This is a genomic window from Shewanella vesiculosa (genome assembly GCF_009994065.1).
Classification (GTDB): domain Bacteria; phylum Pseudomonadota; class Gammaproteobacteria; order Enterobacterales; family Shewanellaceae; genus Shewanella; species Shewanella vesiculosa.
The window spans coordinates 254,076-271,284 of record NZ_JAACSD010000005.1; the positions used below are offsets into that span (position 1 = coordinate 254,076).

The window sequence follows — 17,209 nt, forward strand, 5'->3', positions numbered from 1 at the left end:
CTTGTTCATAGATAAGTATATTTCTGGCGCAGAGCCTGTTAGAGGTAAAATACTGTTAGTTGATGATCAGGTTGTCAATATCAAGATATTGCATCAACTCTTACAAGATGATTACGACATTTATATGGCTCGTGATGGTAATCAAGCCATTGAGATGTGTAAAAAAGTCAACCCGGACCTTGTGTTGTTAGATATTGAAATGCCAATATTAAATGGCTTCGATGTGTGTGCGCATTTAAAAAATGATCCCGACACACAAGAGGTGGCGGTTATTTTTGTCTCTGGTCATTTTGATGAAGATAAAGAAGTTAGGGGCTTTCAGTTAGGGGCGGTTGATTTTATTCATAAACCCATTAACCCCGTTATTACCAAAGCACGAATTAAAAATCAGATTAGATTGAAATTAAACACCGATTTATTGCGCACTATAGCGTTAATCGATGGATTAACGGGGGTGGCCAATCGACGTCAGTTTGAGCAAGTTTTACCGGTAAGCTGGTCGCAATGTGCGCGTGAAAAACAGCCATTAACCGTTATTTTATTGGATATCGATTTCTTTAAGCACTTTAATGATACCTATGGTCATACCGAGGGAGATGTGTGTTTACGTTTAGTGGCGCAGAAGATACACGACACAGTAAATCGTCCTTATGATCTCGTGGCACGTTTTGGTGGTGAAGAGTTTATTTGTATTTTACCTAATACCGATTTAATTGGCGGGACTTATGTGGCTCAGCAAATTGTCGATAGTATTGTGTCCTTGAAAATACCCCATATAAACTCACCCATATCTGCTTTCGTGACCATTAGTGCTGGCGTTTCAAGCGTCGTGCCTGAGTATGATATGTCGAGTACAACCCTGATTGAAGAAGCTGATAAACAATTGTATATAGCCAAGGACCGTGGCAGAAACAGAGTATTAGGTAGCCAAATACAAGTGACTTTGGGTGAGTAGGACTTTTTAGATACTAAGCGGTTAAATATAAGCTGTTAGAGGTGATAGCGTGTGGCTTAGTACTGAGCGGTATTGTGGCTTAGTAGCGAGAAAATACTTTACACTTGAGCGACAATTTTTTGATGCAGATTATTCCATTGCTCAGGAAATTTTCCATCTAGCATATAAACAAATGCGATTAACTCTGCAATTAATAGGTACAGTTCTTTAGGCACTTCGTCGCCTAGTTCCAGAAGTTGTAAGAATTCACTCAAATGTGGGTCCTGGTGGATATGGATCCCTGCTTCTTTAGCAATCAAAATTATCTCTTCGGCAACTAAATCCTTACCCGTAGCGGTAATTTTGGGCGCACTTTTACCATCAAAACTGAGTGCAACGGCCTGTTGTATTTTTTTCGGTTCTTGTGTCATTGTGCCCTCTGTTATGCCCTTGTTTTAACTAAATAGTGATCGCCTGGCAATAAGGTCGCCGGAATTGGGGCTAGCTGTGTCGTCAGCTTACCTGGGGTAAAGCCTATTTGAGTGATTTTATCTGATAGTGCTTGGTTAAAGCGCTCTACTTTTGTGAGCAGCATTTGGTTGTTGCCTTTGAATTGAATATCCAGCACATCGCCTTGTTTATTAGCACAAATTAATAATGAACCTTGTGCTAAGTTAAATTTGAGTTGTAACTTCCAGCCTGCTTTTTTGTCTTTATCTTGATCATTTTCTTGTTCGAATTTGCCCTCAAATTGCTCATCACGTTGATTAATAGAATAGGGCAAAGCAAAGTACCATGTCATGGCTTGATTAGGGTCAGTACTTGCGTGTTGGTACAGCGCAATACTGCTGGCTAATTGTGCTAAAGAGTCTGCACCGCCTAATTTATCCAGCGCTGCTAATAAACCTGAATTGGCGCTGAGTTTACTTAAGGTTCGTTGTTGTAATTGTGCCAGATGGGCTTGAAGTTTGTCGCTGATCGCAGCGCCGGTGGATTTGGTTTTTACCCCGAGTAATAGCTGGAATAGGGTGGTGATTGCACTGCCGGAAAACAGCGCCGAGGGCTGTGAGCCGCTTGAGTGACTTATCTGAGGGTTCGCTAGGTTAAGTGCTGCTAAACTGTATAGCTCGCTGCTCAGTAAGGCAGGGTCGCTTAATGCACTTAATGGGTGTGGACTGATTTGGGGTAAATGTTTGAACAGTTCACTGGCGAGATTATTAGCCACTTGTTGTGTTAGCTGCTGCTTTATCGGCATTGCCCCTGCTTTTGATAAGGCTTTATTCAGTACCTCGATTGGGGCTGGGTCGCTAGTTAACTTATTGGTGGCCTCGTGATTGGCACTAACCGTCGTAGGATTTGCTTTAAGTATACTTTGTTCCGTTGTGTTGCTTAGCTGAGCTTCTTGGTTTGTCTGTGACGACAAGGGTTGCTGTGTTAGTGCTGCCGTCGTTTTTACTGTATTGCTATCTTGAGCTGTTTTTAGGCTAAGGTTGCTAGAACTGGTATTGATGTTTAGTTGATTAGCGTCAGTTTTTGCAGGAGCGACATTGGGTTGACTAGCATCTGTTTTTGCCGGATTGATATTAGGTTGATTAGCTTCAGTTTTTGCCGGAGTGATATTGAGCTGACTACCTTCTGTTTTTGTAGGAGCGGCATTGGGTTGACTAGCATCTGTTTTCGCCGCAGTGATATTAGTCGGTAACGGAGTCGATTCGAGTTTTTTTAGAAACTGGCTAAGAATTTGCCCTGGTTCATTTTTGGTTATGATGATGTTGGCCGTTTGCAGTGGCTCGGTAATTTGAGGCGCGGTCAGTTTGGTTAAATTAACGCTGAGTTCTGCTATTACAGGCGTTAGTGCAAGTTGCAGTTGCTGATTTTGTAGCACGACTTTGGCTAAATATTGCCCTGAACTTAACGCGGAATTTGGCGCTAATGTAATGCTTGTGCCACTGGCAAACGTCAGTTGTCCTTGGTCTATTACTGCTGTAGGCAGAGGATAGCCCTGAGGCCTTGTCGCCAATGTTGCCAACTGTTGTGTTGATACGCCATTTTGTTTTGCAAGTGCTTCAAGGGCTTGCGGTAGTGCCAGCTGAATGGCTTGCGCCAACAGTATTAGCTGGGTGGAGACTGTTTGTGTTGGTAATGGGGGCGCTGAAACTGTAGACCCAGGAACAAGGGTTACTGGTGCAACGGAATTATTGATGAGTTCGGCTTGCACTTGTGGTTGATTAACGCTGGCTACGGCACGAGTTACAAGTTTGGCTTGGTCGCTCGCGATGACCACTTGTGCAGTTTGTTGTAATAATTTTTGCAGTTCAGCTGTCTTACTCAGTTGATACTGCTGATTTTCAATGGTGACATCGAGTTGTGCACTTGTTGGCGGTTGCGACACTTTTACAGGCAGTAATACCGAAGATAAATTTGATTTTGAAAGTGCTGAAGTCGACGAAGATGAAACCGATTTATCATTTGATGTTTTTGTGGGTACAGCATCACTATTACTTTGAGTTGGCTTGCGTTCTGCCACCGATGACTGACTTGCATCAGCAGGTTTAAATGTGACGTTATTGACCGCTTTTGGAGTCAGCGTTGTTGGCACAGCCATAGAAATCCTATCAAACAATCATGTTTATCTATCGAAATCAATCAATCTGTTAGTGAACAATATCAGCTTCATTTACAATTTTTTGATTGATATTGTAAAAAGGCGCAGTATCCTTAGCCCTCTGTTACCTTTATTGGGCAACTCATTATGGTTTTATGACCATTTGCTGATCGATTGCGGCTAACAAACACGTACAAGCAAGGCCTAGTTATTGAATATTGTAAAATATTAGCCTAATACTAGCTTGCTAAATTATATCGACTTGAACAAAAATTGCTTTAATAAAAAGACAGAGTTAGCAGTTTATTGAGCAGGACCTTTTGTCATTTTAAAGAGAATTATATGAAGTATAAATGGATATTACTTCAGGTGTTTGTGATTAGCATACCTATGTATGCCCAAGCCGAAGCACCTCAAGTTGTCGCTGCGCCAGTACCTGCAGTTGAAATTAAATATAATGATCCTCTTGATCCATTTGAGGAGATTAACCGCACTATGTGGGATTTTAATTATCTGTTTTTAGACAGATATATTATTCGCCCAGTCGCTCATGGCTATAAAGATTATGTGCCTAATCCGCTAAGAACGGGGGTTAATAATTTTGTTTATAACTTAGAAGAGCCCAGCTCCCTAGTCAATAATACTCTGCAAGGAAAGTGGAAATGGGCTGCTAATGCTGGTGGGCGTTTTACCGTTAACACCACCATTGGTTTATTGGGCTTGGTAGATGTAGCCGACATGATGGGGATGCACCGTAAACAGGACGACTTTAACGAAGTTTTAGGTTATTACGGTACGCCCAATGGTCCTTACTTTATGGCGCCATTTTATGGTCCAATTGTGACAAGAGAATTAGCCTCTGATTGGGTGGATGGTCTATACTTTCCCTTATCGGAGTTAACTTTTTGGCAATCAGTATTAAAATGGGGCTTAAAAGGCTTAGATGCTCGTTCTAAGGCCATTGATCAAGAACGATTATTAGACAATGCTCTCGATCCTTATGCTTTTGTAAAAGATGCCTATTTACAGCATGTGGATTACAAAGTGTTTGATGGTGATGTGCCATCAAGTCAAGCAGACGATGAGTTACTTGATGAGTATTTAGATGAGCTAGAATAGTCGAGGCATACAGGCACCTCGACAGTGAATGTCTGTGAGGTTGTTGTATGGCGCTAACTGATGTCGAGATCCTCTTTGTTGAAGATGACCCGATATTTCGCCATGTCGTTGCTAGTTTTTTGCAAGGACAAGGTGCTCGGGTTACTCAAGCTTGTAATGGCTATGAAGGTATAGCCCTTTTTTCTGATTCTATTTTTGACATTGTTATTGCAGATTTAAGCATGCCAGGCCTTGATGGCTTGTCTATGCTTAAGCAAATGCAAGATATTAATCCAGCTATACCTGCTATTGTTATTTCTGGTAACGATGTGATGTCTGATGTTGTAGAGGCATTGCGCATCGGTGCCAGTGATTATCTGACTAAGCCGATTGCAGATTTACTTATTATTGAACAAGCTATCATTCAAGCTATGATGTCAGCTGCGACGCCTATGAATGTGTCTGGGCAATTTCATTTACAAGAAATGAATGAGCTTTCATATCAAGAACTCACTGATAATTTATCGCTGCTTGAGCAAAATGCTCAAGCTGCCAAAAGTGTGCAGCAGCAATTATTTCCGGCTTCACATATCTATTATCCTAAAGCGGATATCAATTATAGCCTGTTTAAAAATAATGATATAAGTGCCTATTTTATTGACTCTACTATGGTGGGCGATCATCATTTAGTTATGTATATGGCCCACTTTTCGCCAGAGGATAATAGTGCTGCTTTTGGCTGTGTATTACTCCGCAGTTTTATCAATCAAAAACTTAAGCTGTTTAGAAATGGCCTAAGTAATACCTTAATTGAACCCAAGAATATGCTGACGTATCTTAATGAACGTATGGTTAAGTCAGGGCTACATATTCATACTGATATTATTTATGTGTGTATCGATTTGAGCCAGTATTTGTTATCAATAGGCCAATCAGGTAAGGGCCTGCGATGTTATTTACGCAATGGCAATATACTCACGCCCTTAGCTTTGCCCGAATCAGCGCCGCTTGGTAGCGCGATGTGGGATAAGCCCAGTATGCAAGTTAGAACTTTACTAAGAGATGAACAAATTTGTATTGGTACACATTTTTATGAGCATAAACAACAATTGCTTGATAATCGATTTACAGGCTTAGTGTATCAGTCAGATATTAAAGCGGGTGGCTTTATGCAGTTAGCCTGTCGCTGATCATTGTTAGAGGCTATCTAGACACTAGAAACCTAGAGCGCTGCGCTGCTAGGACGCTTCGCGGCTAGAGGCTATAAAAGCAAACAGCATAGCGAAGTGATCCTAGCATGACGGAGTCCGTTCTAGCAGCCGCAGGCGCTCTATTTCTAGAACCTAGCAGCCCTTGATGTGGGTGCATAAAAAATCCCCTCACAAGAAAACTTGGAGGGGATGATATTAAGAGTAACAATTACGTCAACACGAATTAACGTTGAATACCTTCGTGTTCAGCTGTGACTGCAATCTCTTCTTCTAACACTTCTTCTTCAGTGTCATTTTTGCTTTCAGCACCGTGCATCCAGTCAACCAATTTGTTTGACATGAAGTACAAAATAATCCCTGAAATAACCGCAGTAATACCGATACCAGCAAAAATAGCCATCGCGTTTGCTAGCTGCTCTTCTACTTCACCGCCATGACCAATCAATGAACCGACTAGGCCACCAATTTTATTAGCTGCAGCGATAAATAGGAACCATGCACCCATCATTAACGAAGCGATGCGCAGTGGAGCCAGTTTGGTTACCATTGATAAACCAATAGGTGATAAACATAATTCTCCCATGGTGTGGAAGAAATAAGCCCCAACTAACCACCACATGCTTGATTTAACCGAAGCGTCGCCACCCATTTCGAATACAGCGCCCATCATAAATAGGAAACCAATCGCCAATAAGAATAAGCCTATAGCAAACTTAATTGGTGAGTTGGGTTCACTTTTACCAAGACGAATCCAAATTGAGGCAATCACGGGAGCAAAAACAACAATGAAAATAGCATTGAGTGATTGGAAATAAGTGGTAGGCACTTCCCATGAGCCAATCATACGGTCGGTGAAATTGTTGGTGAACAAGTTCATTAAGCCGCCAGCTTGCTCGAATCCCGCCCAGAAGATGATGGTAAATAAACCCATTACCATAATCACTTTAATGCGGTCACGTTCAATCTTGGTCAGTGGCTCACTTCTGATCTCACCTTTGGCTTCATTTTTTCTTTGTTCTACTCTTGCAGCCGGTTCAGTACCGATATCGCCAAGTAATTTTTGAGCAAAGAAAAATTGAATAATTAAGGATAAAATCATACCAACACCAGCGCAGAAGAAACCTGCTTGCCAGTTGTTGATGAACACGTCTTTACCATCGATAACAACGTCATGACCAAATGAAGTGTAAGCCCAGGCAACAATAAAGCCTGATAAGGCCGCACCTAGGTTGATCCCCATGTAAAATATCGTAAATGCACCGTCACGACGGTGATCACCAGCAGGATATAAATCACCTACCATGGTAGAGATATTGGGTTTAAATAGACCGTTACCTAAAATTAGCGTTCCTAAACCAATATAAAACACAGTGGTTTCCAAGCCTGGCATCCAGCTATGCGGTGCTGCAAGTGTAAATTGACCTGCTGCCATTAAGAAGCCACCAATATAAATGGCTTTACGTTGACCTAATACGTTATCAGCTAGCCAGCCACCAATTAATGGTGTCAAGTAAACTAAACCAGTAAAAGTACCATATAGTGATAGTGCGTCTGCTTGGGTCCAGCCTAAACCGCCACCTGCTTGATCGCTTTGCACTTTATCGACGAGATAAAGTACTAAAATTGCACGCATGGCGTAATAACTAAAACGTTCCCATAGTTCTGTTGTAAAAAGTAAGAACAACCCCTTAGGGTGCCCAAACAATGTACCTTGAGGTTTTGCGTCACTCATTAAGTCTTCCACCTTAAGCTTGTGATTGCCTGTGAGAAAAATATCGTCACAGAAATAATTGTTTGCAAGAGTTGTCTATGACTGACTTTTCCACGAACACCTGAAATAACGGGTATTTGAATGTGATAAAGCAATACTGAGCAACTTTATTGTCTATTTTTTATAATAAATAATGTCATTTTGATGCTAAAAGCTGACCAAACATCAAAAAGCTAACCTTATATACCCTTTAAGAGGCGACAAAGTCAATGTTAATGCGGGGAACAGAGAGGTTAAGCTTGTTATCAATTGTGTCCAAGTAGACTGTTAACGTGCTTGAATGTTAAGGGATTGTTTTTAAGCTTGCGCGATAATAGCACCTAGGCTGATAAAGCTTTCTAAGCTGGCGCCGATATCCTTATCATGCTTAAGTGACATTAGCGTGAAGCCTGTCTAGCAAGGTATTGATTATAAAGTGTTGTCTTTTAATTTAACTTATAAACAGGTAAAATACGTCTCATTAACATATTTCGATGTCATGTCGAAGGGGTATTTATGGCTATCATTCGTACGTTGACATTGATCTTAATGGGGTGTTTTATCTTCACAGCCCATGCTTGGGTTGATACTGATTTTGACGGGGTACCAGACAAAAAAGATGCATGTAATGACACACCTGCTAATAGTGTTGTTATGGCAAATGGCTGTATTGATACTGAGTTGTTGATTGTCGATGAAGATGCCGAAGATGATAGCGCTTTTGATGCGGAGCTAGGCGCAACAGTTACTAATAATGCTGCTCTTATCGCTGAACAATGTCGTCAACAGCGAGATCTCTCTGTGGCTGTTGATTGTTTTGGGTCTATTCTTCAACCAGTATATTTTGATTTCGATAAATCAAAGGTATTGTTAACTCAACGACCAACCTTAGTGAGAGTGCAACAATATATTGAGCAACACCCTGAGGTTGTCATCCGTTTAGAAGGGCATACCGATAGTATTGGTAGTGATGCTGTCAACCAGGCGCTATCACTTAAACGTGCTGCCACGATTAAAAATTTGCTGGTTAATGAATACCAATTTCAGCCAACGTCGATTGGGATTGTTGGAATGAGTAACAAAAATCCGGTCTCTGATAACGCCACTGTAGAAGGGCGGCAGCGTAATCGACGTGTAGAGTTTATTATATCGGCAGAATAATACTGCTATTTAAAGGGAGAAGGGAATGGAAAACATAGAAGGTTTAGATGCTTTAGTGGAGCAGGCACCTGAGTTTTTGATGACTTATGGTCTTAAAGCGCTAGCTGCTATTGTTATTTTTGTCATCGGTAAGTATTTTTCCGGTGTAGCAAAACGCATAACAACCAAATTACTGACAAGCCGCAAAGTGGATGCAACAGTTGTTTCGTTTGTGGCAAACTTAGCGTGGATGTTGGTCTTTGTATTTACAATTGTCGCTACACTTGGTCAGGTTGGCGTGCAAACAGCTTCACTCGTTGCGGTTATCGGTGCTGCGGGTTTAGCGGTTGGTTTAGCATTGCAAGGTTCTCTTTCAAATTTTGCATCAGGCGTATTAATGGTGCTTTTCCGCCCATGTCGTGTTGGTGACTTTATTGAAGCGGCTGGTGTTGCTGGCGTAGTTGATGAGATAACGATTTTCTCTACCCGTTTACGTACTGGTGATAACAAAGTTATCATCGCGCCTAACTCTTCGATTATGAACGGCACGATTACTAATTACTCGGCATTAGAAAAGCGTCGTATCGATTTAATTATCGGTGTTTCGTATACTGCTGATATCGCTAAAACCAAGAAAGTATTAGCAGATATTCTTGATAACAATCCACTGGTATTAAAAGATCCAGCTTATACCATAGGCCTTGCAGAACTCGCTGATAGTTCAATTAACTTTGTGGTACGTCCATGGGTTAAAACATCAGACTATTGGCCTGTACGTTTTGAATTGCTTGAGCAAATCAAGAATGCACTAGATGCAGCTGAAATTGAAATTCCATTTCCACAAATGGATTTACATGTCAAAGAAGTTCCAGCAAAATAATATTGCAGGCAATTTAATATTTTAAAAACCAGCATTTGCTGGTTTTTTTATACAAGGAGTTTTTCCATGAAGCTATTTTCAACCTTTGCAGCGATCACATTATTATCTTCATCTGTTATAAGCGCTCACAGTTTTGCTGGCGAAAAAACCATGATTACCATGGGCGGTAACCCGGTTGCATTAGAGGGTAAGATGCCGAGCTTAAATAAGACTGCACCATCATTTACAGTGGTTGATGATAAGTTTAACCCAGTAAGCTTAAGTGATTTTAAAGGTAAAACAGTACTGATTAGTGCTGTACCAAGCTTAGACACTGGCGTATGTGCGTTGCAAACCAAGCGGTTTAACAAAGAATTTTCTCAATATGATGCTGATGTTGTCATGCTAACCATCAGTGAAGACTTACCATTTGCCCAAAAGCGTTTTTGCCAAACTGAAAATGTAGATAAAATTAAAGTGTTATCAGATTCAGTATGGCGTGACTTTGGTGATAAATATGGTTTGTTAATTAAAGACCATGGTTTATTGGCTCGTTCTATTTTTATTATTGATCCTCAGGGTATTTTAAAGTACCAAGAGCTAGTAACAGAAGTCAGCGAGCACCCAAACTATGATGCAGCTTTAGCGGCATTAACAGAAATATCGTCACTCGCTAAGTAATGGCTGAGTGAATGAGGATAGAGACGCAGTATGATTGATTTTCGAAGTGATACAGTGACTAAACCGACACAAGCAATGCGCTTAGCTATGTCGAATGCTGAAGTTGGTGACGATGTTTATGGTGATGATCCGACCGTGAATAGTTTACAAGACATGGCAGCCGAGATGTTTGGTTTTGATGGTGCCTTGTTTGTGAGCTCTGGTACCCAAGCTAATTTATTAGCTTTAATGTCCCATTGTGAACGTGGCGATGAGTATCTTTGCGGTCAACAAGCTCATAACTATAAGTTTGAAGGTGGAGGAGCGGCAGTATTAGGCAGTATTCAACCTCAGCCGCTGAATAATCAAGCCGATGGCAGCATTTTATTGCAAGATATTGAAGCCGCTATTAAGCCTGATGATGTTCATTTTGCTCAAACTCGATTATTGAGTTTAGAAAACACCATTGGCGGTAAGATATTAAGCCAAGACTATTTAGCCCAAGCGCAAAGCTTGGCGTTTAATCGCGGTCTGAAAATTCATTTAGATGGTGCTCGTGTGGCCAATGCTGCGGTTGCACAAGGCATTGGTATTGCCGATATTACTCAATACTTTGACTCTGTATCGATTTGTTTATCAAAAGGCTTGTGTGCACCGATAGGCTCGATTCTGTTGGGTGATGAGCGCTTAATCAGTAAAGCGACACGCTGGCGTAAAATGCTCGGTGGCGGAATGCGCCAAGCAGGTATTATTGCGGCAGCTGCTAAGCTAGCGTTAACTGAGCAGGTTGACCGTTTAGCGGATGATCATCACAACGCGAGTACTTTAGCTTTATTGTTGGCAGACATGGATGAATTTACTGTTGATGTGAGCGCAGTGCAGACTAATATTGTCTTTGCTACATTGGCTGAACATATCGATCCTAAAGCGCTTGCGCTAAAACTGGCTAACAAAGGTATTATCATTAGCCCGAACAGGCAGTTACGCCTAGTGACTCATAAAGACATCAGCGCGAATGACATTAGTGTTTTTGTGAACACGGTAAAGCAAATTATTCGTTAATCATCTGCGGTTCATTATCAAGTAAAGGCCACACTCAGTGTGGCCTTTACCTTTTTTGGTGCGTGGTTGCATTTATTTTGGGCATTTTAATCATATATTTATTAAGGTTATATTTTATCTATATGATTTTTATATAATAATATACTTGGCTTAATCATTGCTAATTGTTTAAGGGTATGCGCCTAACGACGCAAAATTAATCAGTTAGATAATGAGGTCACTATGAAATATTTCTCACGTCATATCATCATGCCTGTCCATCTCAATAGCACTAAAAGCTTATGCTGTGGTCAATTGTTAAGTTGGGTCAACGAGGAAGCGACTATTTTTGCCAGTTGCCAGATGCGCAGTCAATTCCACATCGCTAAAGTTATCTCAGAAATTAGTTTTATGGCGCCAGCACAAACTGGTGACATCATTGAGTTTGGTTTTGAGTTAGTGAGTTTAGGCCAAAGTTCAGTGACTGTGCGTTGTAAAATACGCAATAAAGTGAATCATGCACCGATTGCCTTTATTGATAAAATGGTATTTGTTAACGTAAATGAAAATGGTTTGCCTATTCCACACGGTATGCGAGCCAATGCGGCTTAGTTGTTCCATTACTCACAGTAGGGTTGTGTTTATGTTGATTGAGCTGAAGATAAACAGCAAAAAATAAGGAGCTATGATAGCTCCTTAATATTGATGGTAAATAGACTTAGTATATTACTCGACTTTAGCGATACGCTGTTGATAATCATTGATTAAATGCTCCATTATTTGATTTGGAGAAGCATCTTGGCAGCAGTTGTCTAAATAGATTTTAAATGTAACAAGGGCATGGCCATCATGCTTAAGGCGGCTACTTTGCATGGCAAAATAGGCTTCTTCATTATCGGCTTTTCGAACCACAAAATCGTCTAGTTCAAATGATTTGGTGCCTGAGAGGTTGTGCCATTTAGTGATACGGTCTAGAGCAATTTCACAAGATTGGTTTACTTCGATATGGTTGAGCCATGTTGCCGTTTGTTCGTTTTCTTTATAGTGCGGGCATCGAACGGTGTAATTATATATATGAGTAATCGCTGTCATTGTTTACCTACCTATTCGCTATCTAAGTGTTTTCATCATAGACCTTATTTTTTGTATTGGTCAATCCTTATTTCAAGAACTTAGATCTAAGCATCACTTTTTACTAAATTAAAAATAAGCTGTTGTCATTGTTGGTTTTTTACATTAAACACTAGCTAAAAAAGCCCGTAAATAAATACGGGCTTGGGGCTGCTTAACTAAACGAATTAACCTTAATTCGACCTAAGAGATAAGTCAGCTAAAGTTGACATACTTATCCCTTTATATTGGTTTATGTTCTGTTATTGAATTTTATAGCGCGTTAGTGAAAATTTGGCAAATTTCTGCGTGTGTAGCCTGTTTTGGATTTGTAAAACCACAAGCATCCTTAAGGGCATTATCTGCTAGGGTAGGAATGTCTTCAGCTTTAACACCTAATTCAGTTAAATTTGCAGGGATGTTTACTGCTGTAGACAGTTGCTTAATGGCATCGATTGCTGCTTTAGCGCCTTGATCGTCTGACATTGCTGTGATGTCGATGCCCATTGCTTTGGCTACGTCAGCTAAGCGTGCTGGTACGACTTGAGCGTTATATGTTTGAACATGCGGCAGAAGCAATGCGTTACATACGCCGTGTGGTAAATCATAAAAACCACCCAGTTGATGTGCCATCGCATGCACATAACCTAGGCTGGCATTATTAAATGCCATACCCGCGAGAAATTGGGCATAGGCCATATTTTCACGAGCTTGGATGTCATCGCCGTGTTTTACAGCATTGATTAAGTTAGCTTGAATAAGCTCAATGGCTTTTATTGCACATGCATCGGTGATCGGATTGGCAGCAATAGAAACATAGGCTTCAATGGCATGCGTTAATGCATCCATACCTGTGGCTGCTGTGAGTGATGCAGGCTTTTCAAGCATCAGTTCTGGATCATTTACAGAAAGTATTGGGGTGGTATTTTTATCGACAATGGCCATTTTAATGTGCCTTGCTTCATCGGTAATAATACAAAAACGGGTCATTTCGCTTGCCGTGCCGGCAGTGGTATTAATGGCCACTAATGGCATTTGTGCCTTAATTGAGACATCTACACCTTCATAATCTTTAATGTTGCCGCCATTAGTGGCAACAAGCGCTATGCCTTTAGCGCAATCATGAGGCGAACCACCGCCTAATGAAATAATAAAATCACACTTATGACTTGTTAATAGCTCAAGGCCAGCGGCAACATTACCTGTAGTAGGGTTGGGTTGAACACCATCAAAAATAACCACTTCAATCCCATTAGCATTGAGCTTTTTAGTCACCTTAGCCACTAAACCAATACTCACTAGTGGTTTGTCGGTAACAATTAGTGCTTTGGTAAATCCAAATGCGTTGATGTCTTTAATGGCTTCATCTACGCTACCTTGACCCAGAATGTTGACGCTTGGAATAAAAAATTTAGTCGCCATATTGATTGTCCTTTATATAAGATTGAATATTCTCTGTGGTAAACGTAGCAATAACACCAACAATATTATGTGATCTGAATCTGATTAACGGCGATTAAAAACAATTATTGATCTGATTTTTCTTACTGTTTATATCAAGAGTCGCTGAAAATTTTAGATGAATATTATCTTGTTTATATATAGAATGATTCACGGTAAAACATGAAGGGACCATGGTTTTAGATTGTTTTTACATGACTAGATCGAGATAGCTTGGATGCTAATGTGCTTATTAAGGATAGATAAGGGAAATATATAGATGTTGAATCTAAATGTTTTTTTCTCAATTTTAGAAAATTCAGCGCTACTTCTGGCGCTAGTTTATGTTTGCTCACTCTCTCCTTTGTATCAACGTAAAGTGGATCCTGCCCTGTGGCCATTTTATATTGGTGCACTTGTCGGTGTTATTGGCATCATTATCATGATGTTTCCACTGGTTGAACAACAGCCAATATTGTTTAATGCAAGCTCAGTAGCGATCAGTTTAAGCGGATTATTCTTTGGTGCTATTCCTACTGCTATCGCCATCATTATTATGGCGCGATACCGCTATTTCTTGGGCGGTGAAGCGGTCGAGGTGGGCATATTTATCTTGATTAGCAGCGCTATGATAGGGCTAATTTGGCGCCGATTTCGGGTGGATAAATTAGATCAAATTAGCTATGTTGAGTTTTACCTTTTCGGTGTAGCAGTGCATGCGGTATTACTGAATTGGTTATTTTTATTACCTTCCGAACAAGCGTTAGCCATTTTCACTCTTATGTCACTGCCTATCATGACGGTATTACCGTTACTGACGCTGATCATTGGTCATTTTCTTAGCCAAATAGTATCCAGTAAAAACGATATACAAGTTAAACTTCAAGACGATTTTCTATTTAAAAATCAATTTGATATTGGCAATATTGGTATTTCCATTAGTACAAAAAATAAATATTGGCTGCGAGTTAATCCTTATTTATGTCGTATGTTTGGTTACAGCGAAAAAGAATTAACATCGCTAACCTGGCAAGCATTAACTCATCCAGATGATTTGAATAAAGATTTATTACTCTATGAGGAAATGCTTAAAGGCCAACTCAACGAATACGAAATTGATAAACGTTTTATCGCCAAAGATGGTTCGGTTGTTTATACCCATATGACCATTACATGTCGTCGTCATATTGAAGACGATACTTTTTTGGTGATTGCAGCTTTTCTAGACATCACCGAACGAAAGCAAGCGGAGCAAGCTTTATTACACAGTAAAGAACAACTCGCTTTGGTACTCGATAGTAGTGAATTAGGCGTCTGGGACTGGGATGTCGTTAGTCATCGTATTAGCACTAATCGATACAGTGCTGAGATTTTGGGCTGTACCATGGACGAGCTTAATTTGCAGCCAGAGCGATGGATAGATGCAATACATGCAAAAGATAAATTTAAGTTTTTGCGCAGTATTAATGAAATTATAACAGGCCGCAGCATTAGTCAGCGTGTGGAATATCAATTAATTGATTCTCAAGGTGTGTGGCGCTGGATTTTACAAACCGGCAGCGTTGTTGATGTTGATGCTAAAGGTAAACCTCTAAGAGTGTTTGGCACCCATAGTGATATTACTGATATTAAACAGGTTGAAGATTCGTTAAGTATTGCCTCATCTGTGTATCAAAACTCCAGTGAAGCCATGAGTGTGTTTACTGCTAATGGCATTATTATTGATTCAAATCCGGCATTTTCTTTTATCACAGGATTTACTCAGGAAGACATACAAAATCAGCATTTGAGTATGTTTGAAACAGATCTGCAGCCTAAACACTTTTATCAGCAGTTAACACAGCAGCTTAGCCAACAGGGGCATTGGCATGGTGAAGTGTGGATGCGGCGTAAAAATGGTGAAAGTTACCTTATCTTGTTAACGATTAATTCAATCGTGAGCAAGAAGTCGCAGGCAGATCGATTTGTTGCGTTATTTTCTGATGTTACTGAGAAAAAACAAACGCAAGAGTTGATATGGCGCCAGGCTAATTATGATGCACTCACCGGATTACCTAATCGGAGGATGTTACTAACATTTTTGAATCAAGAGGTTTTATTAAGTGACCGTAAGCATAATCATTTTGCATTGATGTTTTTAGATTTAGATTACTTTAAAGAGATTAACGACACATTGGGCCATGATATGGGCGATGTATTGTTGCTTGAAACGGCGGCTCGTCTAAAGCAATGCATTCGAGAGACTGATGTTGTTGCTCGTCTTGGTGGCGATGAATTTACCATAGTACTGGCCAATCTTGAAGATACTCATGGTGTCGATCGCGTCGCGCAGCAAATACTCAAACAACTGTCAAAACCTTATTTATTAGGTGAGCAAACGGCTTATATTAGCGCCAGTATTGGTATCACTCTATTTCCTGACGACGCAAAAACAACGGAAGGATTGTTAAAGAATGCTGATCAAGCTATGTATTCAGCTAAAAAGCTTGGGCGTAATCGATTTAATTATTTTACCTCGGCAATGCAAGATAGTGCCCAAAAGCGGATGCTACTGATCCGGGATCTCAAAGTTGCCATCACTCAACAGCAATTTGAACTATATTACCAACCCATTGTTGATTTAAGTTGTCAGCAGGTGATCAAAGCTGAAGCGTTAATTCGTTGGCATCATCCTACCGTGGGCGTTATTCCGCCAGCAGACTTTATCTCTATTGCCGAAGAGACTGGCATGGTAGTCGATATTGGTAATTGGGTCTTTTATCAGGCTTGTGAGCAAGCAAAGAAATGGAAAGCACAGTTTAATGCAGACGTTCAAATCAGTATTAATATGTCTTCTGTGCAGTTTAAAGATGAGTCGACTCAGGTTGAAGACTGGCTCAACTACATGCATTCGCTCGCATTACCGACCAATAGTATCTGCATTGAAATCATTGAAAGCTTATTGCTTGAAATTGAACCTAATGTTGAGGCTAAATTATTAGCTTATGCTGATGCTGGTATACAAATCTCGCTTGATGATTTCGGCTCAGGTTATTCATCGTTGGCCTATTTAAAGAAATTTAACATTAATTACCTTAAAATTGACAAAGGTTTAGTCAATAGTTTGTCTGCAGAAAGTAATGAAAAGTATTTGTGCGAAGCGATTATTGCCATGGCCCATAAGCTTGGCATTGAAGTGATTGCCGAAGGTATTGAAACTGAAAATCAACGACAGTTAATGGAGCTTGCTGGTTGTGATTATGCCCAAGGATATATTTTCTCGCATGCCTTGTGTCGACACGATTTTGAGCAAAAGTATTTAGTTAATAAAGTAACACAACTAAAATTGACTAAGGTCATGTCACGTTAATGTCATCGCGAC

14 protein-coding genes are annotated in these 17,209 nt (G+C 40.3%); 9 read left to right on the forward strand and 5 right to left on the reverse strand.

Features of this window, described 5'->3' with window-relative positions; translation table 11 throughout:
• Nucleotide 1 precedes the first annotated feature (1 nt).
• A complete protein-coding gene (locus GW828_RS05815; RefSeq protein WP_273057757.1) occupies nt 2–955 on the forward strand; it encodes a diguanylate cyclase in 954 nt (317 codons plus the stop codon).
• 98 nt (nt 956–1,053) lie between these two features.
• Here GW828_RS05815 and GW828_RS05820 read toward each other — a convergent pair whose 3' ends face one another.
• Nucleotides 1,054–1,365: an EscU/YscU/HrcU family type III secretion system export apparatus switch protein gene (locus GW828_RS05820; protein WP_182698129.1), complete on the reverse strand. Its 312-nt coding sequence runs from the start codon at nt 1,363–1,365 to the stop codon at nt 1,054–1,056.
• A gap of 11 nt (nt 1,366–1,376) precedes the next feature.
• The gene (locus GW828_RS05825; RefSeq protein ID WP_273057758.1) at nt 1,377–3,539 is read right to left on the reverse strand and encodes a hypothetical protein; all 2,163 of its coding nucleotides are present in this window, start codon (nt 3,537–3,539) and stop codon (nt 1,377–1,379) included.
• Nucleotides 3,540–3,929: 390 nt separating this feature from the next.
• Between GW828_RS05825 and GW828_RS05830 the strand changes: the two genes are divergently transcribed.
• The gene (locus tag GW828_RS05830) at nt 3,930–4,658 is read left to right on the forward strand and encodes an MlaA family lipoprotein (protein ID WP_420542418.1); all 729 of its coding nucleotides are present in this window, start codon (nt 3,930–3,932) and stop codon (nt 4,656–4,658) included.
• Nucleotides 4,659–4,705: 47 nt separating this feature from the next.
• A complete protein-coding gene (locus GW828_RS05835) occupies nt 4,706–5,827 on the forward strand; it encodes a response regulator (RefSeq protein ID WP_124017935.1) in 1,122 nt (373 codons plus the stop codon).
• Between the two features lie 244 nt (nt 5,828–6,071).
• Here GW828_RS05835 and GW828_RS05840 read toward each other — a convergent pair whose 3' ends face one another.
• Nucleotides 6,072–7,580: a peptide MFS transporter gene (locus GW828_RS05840; RefSeq protein WP_124017936.1), complete on the reverse strand. Its 1,509-nt coding sequence runs from the start codon at nt 7,578–7,580 to the stop codon at nt 6,072–6,074.
• Nucleotides 7,581–8,114: 534 nt separating this feature from the next.
• Between GW828_RS05840 and GW828_RS05845 the strand changes: the two genes are divergently transcribed.
• The 5 genes from GW828_RS05845 (at nt 8,115) to GW828_RS05865 (ending at nt 11,910) form a co-directional block, all read left to right on the forward strand.
• The gene (locus GW828_RS05845; RefSeq protein ID WP_273057760.1) at nt 8,115–8,759 is read left to right on the forward strand and encodes an OmpA family protein; all 645 of its coding nucleotides are present in this window, start codon (nt 8,115–8,117) and stop codon (nt 8,757–8,759) included.
• A gap of 25 nt (nt 8,760–8,784) precedes the next feature.
• Entirely contained in the window at nt 8,785–9,618 is an 834-nt protein-coding gene (locus tag GW828_RS05850; protein ID WP_124017938.1) for a mechanosensitive ion channel family protein, read from the forward strand.
• A 66-nt stretch (nt 9,619–9,684) separates the two neighbouring features.
• Nucleotides 9,685–10,278, forward strand: a complete 594-nt coding sequence (gene tpx / locus GW828_RS05855; protein ID WP_124017939.1) for a thiol peroxidase — start codon at nt 9,685–9,687, stop codon at nt 10,276–10,278.
• Nucleotides 10,279–10,308: 30 nt separating this feature from the next.
• Nucleotides 10,309–11,319, forward strand: coding sequence for a low-specificity L-threonine aldolase (gene ltaE / locus GW828_RS05860; RefSeq protein ID WP_124017940.1), 1,011 nt, complete (start codon nt 10,309–10,311; stop codon nt 11,317–11,319).
• A 222-nt stretch (nt 11,320–11,541) separates the two neighbouring features.
• A complete protein-coding gene (locus GW828_RS05865; RefSeq protein ID WP_124017941.1) occupies nt 11,542–11,910 on the forward strand; it encodes an acyl-CoA thioesterase in 369 nt (122 codons plus the stop codon).
• 114 nt (nt 11,911–12,024) lie between these two features.
• On the opposite strand, the gene GW828_RS05870 is transcribed toward GW828_RS05865, so the two are convergent.
• Together GW828_RS05870 and yiaY are read right to left on the reverse strand one after the other, a co-directional pair.
• Nucleotides 12,025–12,390: a cytoplasmic protein gene (locus tag GW828_RS05870; protein WP_124017942.1), complete on the reverse strand. Its 366-nt coding sequence runs from the start codon at nt 12,388–12,390 to the stop codon at nt 12,025–12,027.
• A gap of 291 nt (nt 12,391–12,681) precedes the next feature.
• A complete protein-coding gene (yiaY, locus tag GW828_RS05875) occupies nt 12,682–13,830 on the reverse strand; it encodes an L-threonine dehydrogenase (RefSeq protein WP_124017943.1) in 1,149 nt (382 codons plus the stop codon).
• 301 nt (nt 13,831–14,131) lie between these two features.
• Between yiaY and GW828_RS05880 the strand changes: the two genes are divergently transcribed.
• Nucleotides 14,132–17,197, forward strand: a complete 3,066-nt coding sequence (locus GW828_RS05880; protein WP_273057779.1) for an EAL domain-containing protein — start codon at nt 14,132–14,134, stop codon at nt 17,195–17,197.
• The last annotated feature ends 12 nt before the right edge of the window (nt 17,198–17,209 follow it).

What these genes read in the sequence shown, in the direction of transcription:
- GW828_RS05820 (WP_182698129.1), bottom strand. Translation starts at nt 1,365, where the DNA reads ATGACACAAGAACCGAAAAAAATACAACAGGCCGTTGCACTCAGTTTT.
- GW828_RS05825 (WP_273057758.1), bottom strand. Translation starts at nt 3,539, where the DNA reads ATGGCTGTGCCAACAACGCTGACTCCAAAAGCGGTCAATAACGTCACA.
- GW828_RS05830 (WP_420542418.1), top strand. Translation starts at nt 3,930, where the DNA reads ATGTATGCCCAAGCCGAAGCACCTCAAGTTGTCGCTGCGCCAGTACCT.
- GW828_RS05835 (WP_124017935.1), top strand. Translation starts at nt 4,706, where the DNA reads ATGGCGCTAACTGATGTCGAGATCCTCTTTGTTGAAGATGACCCGATA.
- GW828_RS05840 (WP_124017936.1), bottom strand. Translation starts at nt 7,580, where the DNA reads ATGAGTGACGCAAAACCTCAAGGTACATTGTTTGGGCACCCTAAGGGG.
- GW828_RS05845 (WP_273057760.1), top strand. Translation starts at nt 8,115, where the DNA reads ATGGCTATCATTCGTACGTTGACATTGATCTTAATGGGGTGTTTTATC.
- GW828_RS05850 (WP_124017938.1), top strand. Translation starts at nt 8,785, where the DNA reads ATGGAAAACATAGAAGGTTTAGATGCTTTAGTGGAGCAGGCACCTGAG.
- tpx (WP_124017939.1), top strand. Translation starts at nt 9,685, where the DNA reads ATGAAGCTATTTTCAACCTTTGCAGCGATCACATTATTATCTTCATCT.
- ltaE (WP_124017940.1), top strand. Translation starts at nt 10,309, where the DNA reads ATGATTGATTTTCGAAGTGATACAGTGACTAAACCGACACAAGCAATG.
- GW828_RS05865 (WP_124017941.1), top strand. Translation starts at nt 11,542, where the DNA reads ATGAAATATTTCTCACGTCATATCATCATGCCTGTCCATCTCAATAGC.
- GW828_RS05870 (WP_124017942.1), bottom strand. Translation starts at nt 12,390, where the DNA reads ATGACAGCGATTACTCATATATATAATTACACCGTTCGATGCCCGCAC.
- yiaY (WP_124017943.1), bottom strand. Translation starts at nt 13,830, where the DNA reads ATGGCGACTAAATTTTTTATTCCAAGCGTCAACATTCTGGGTCAAGGT.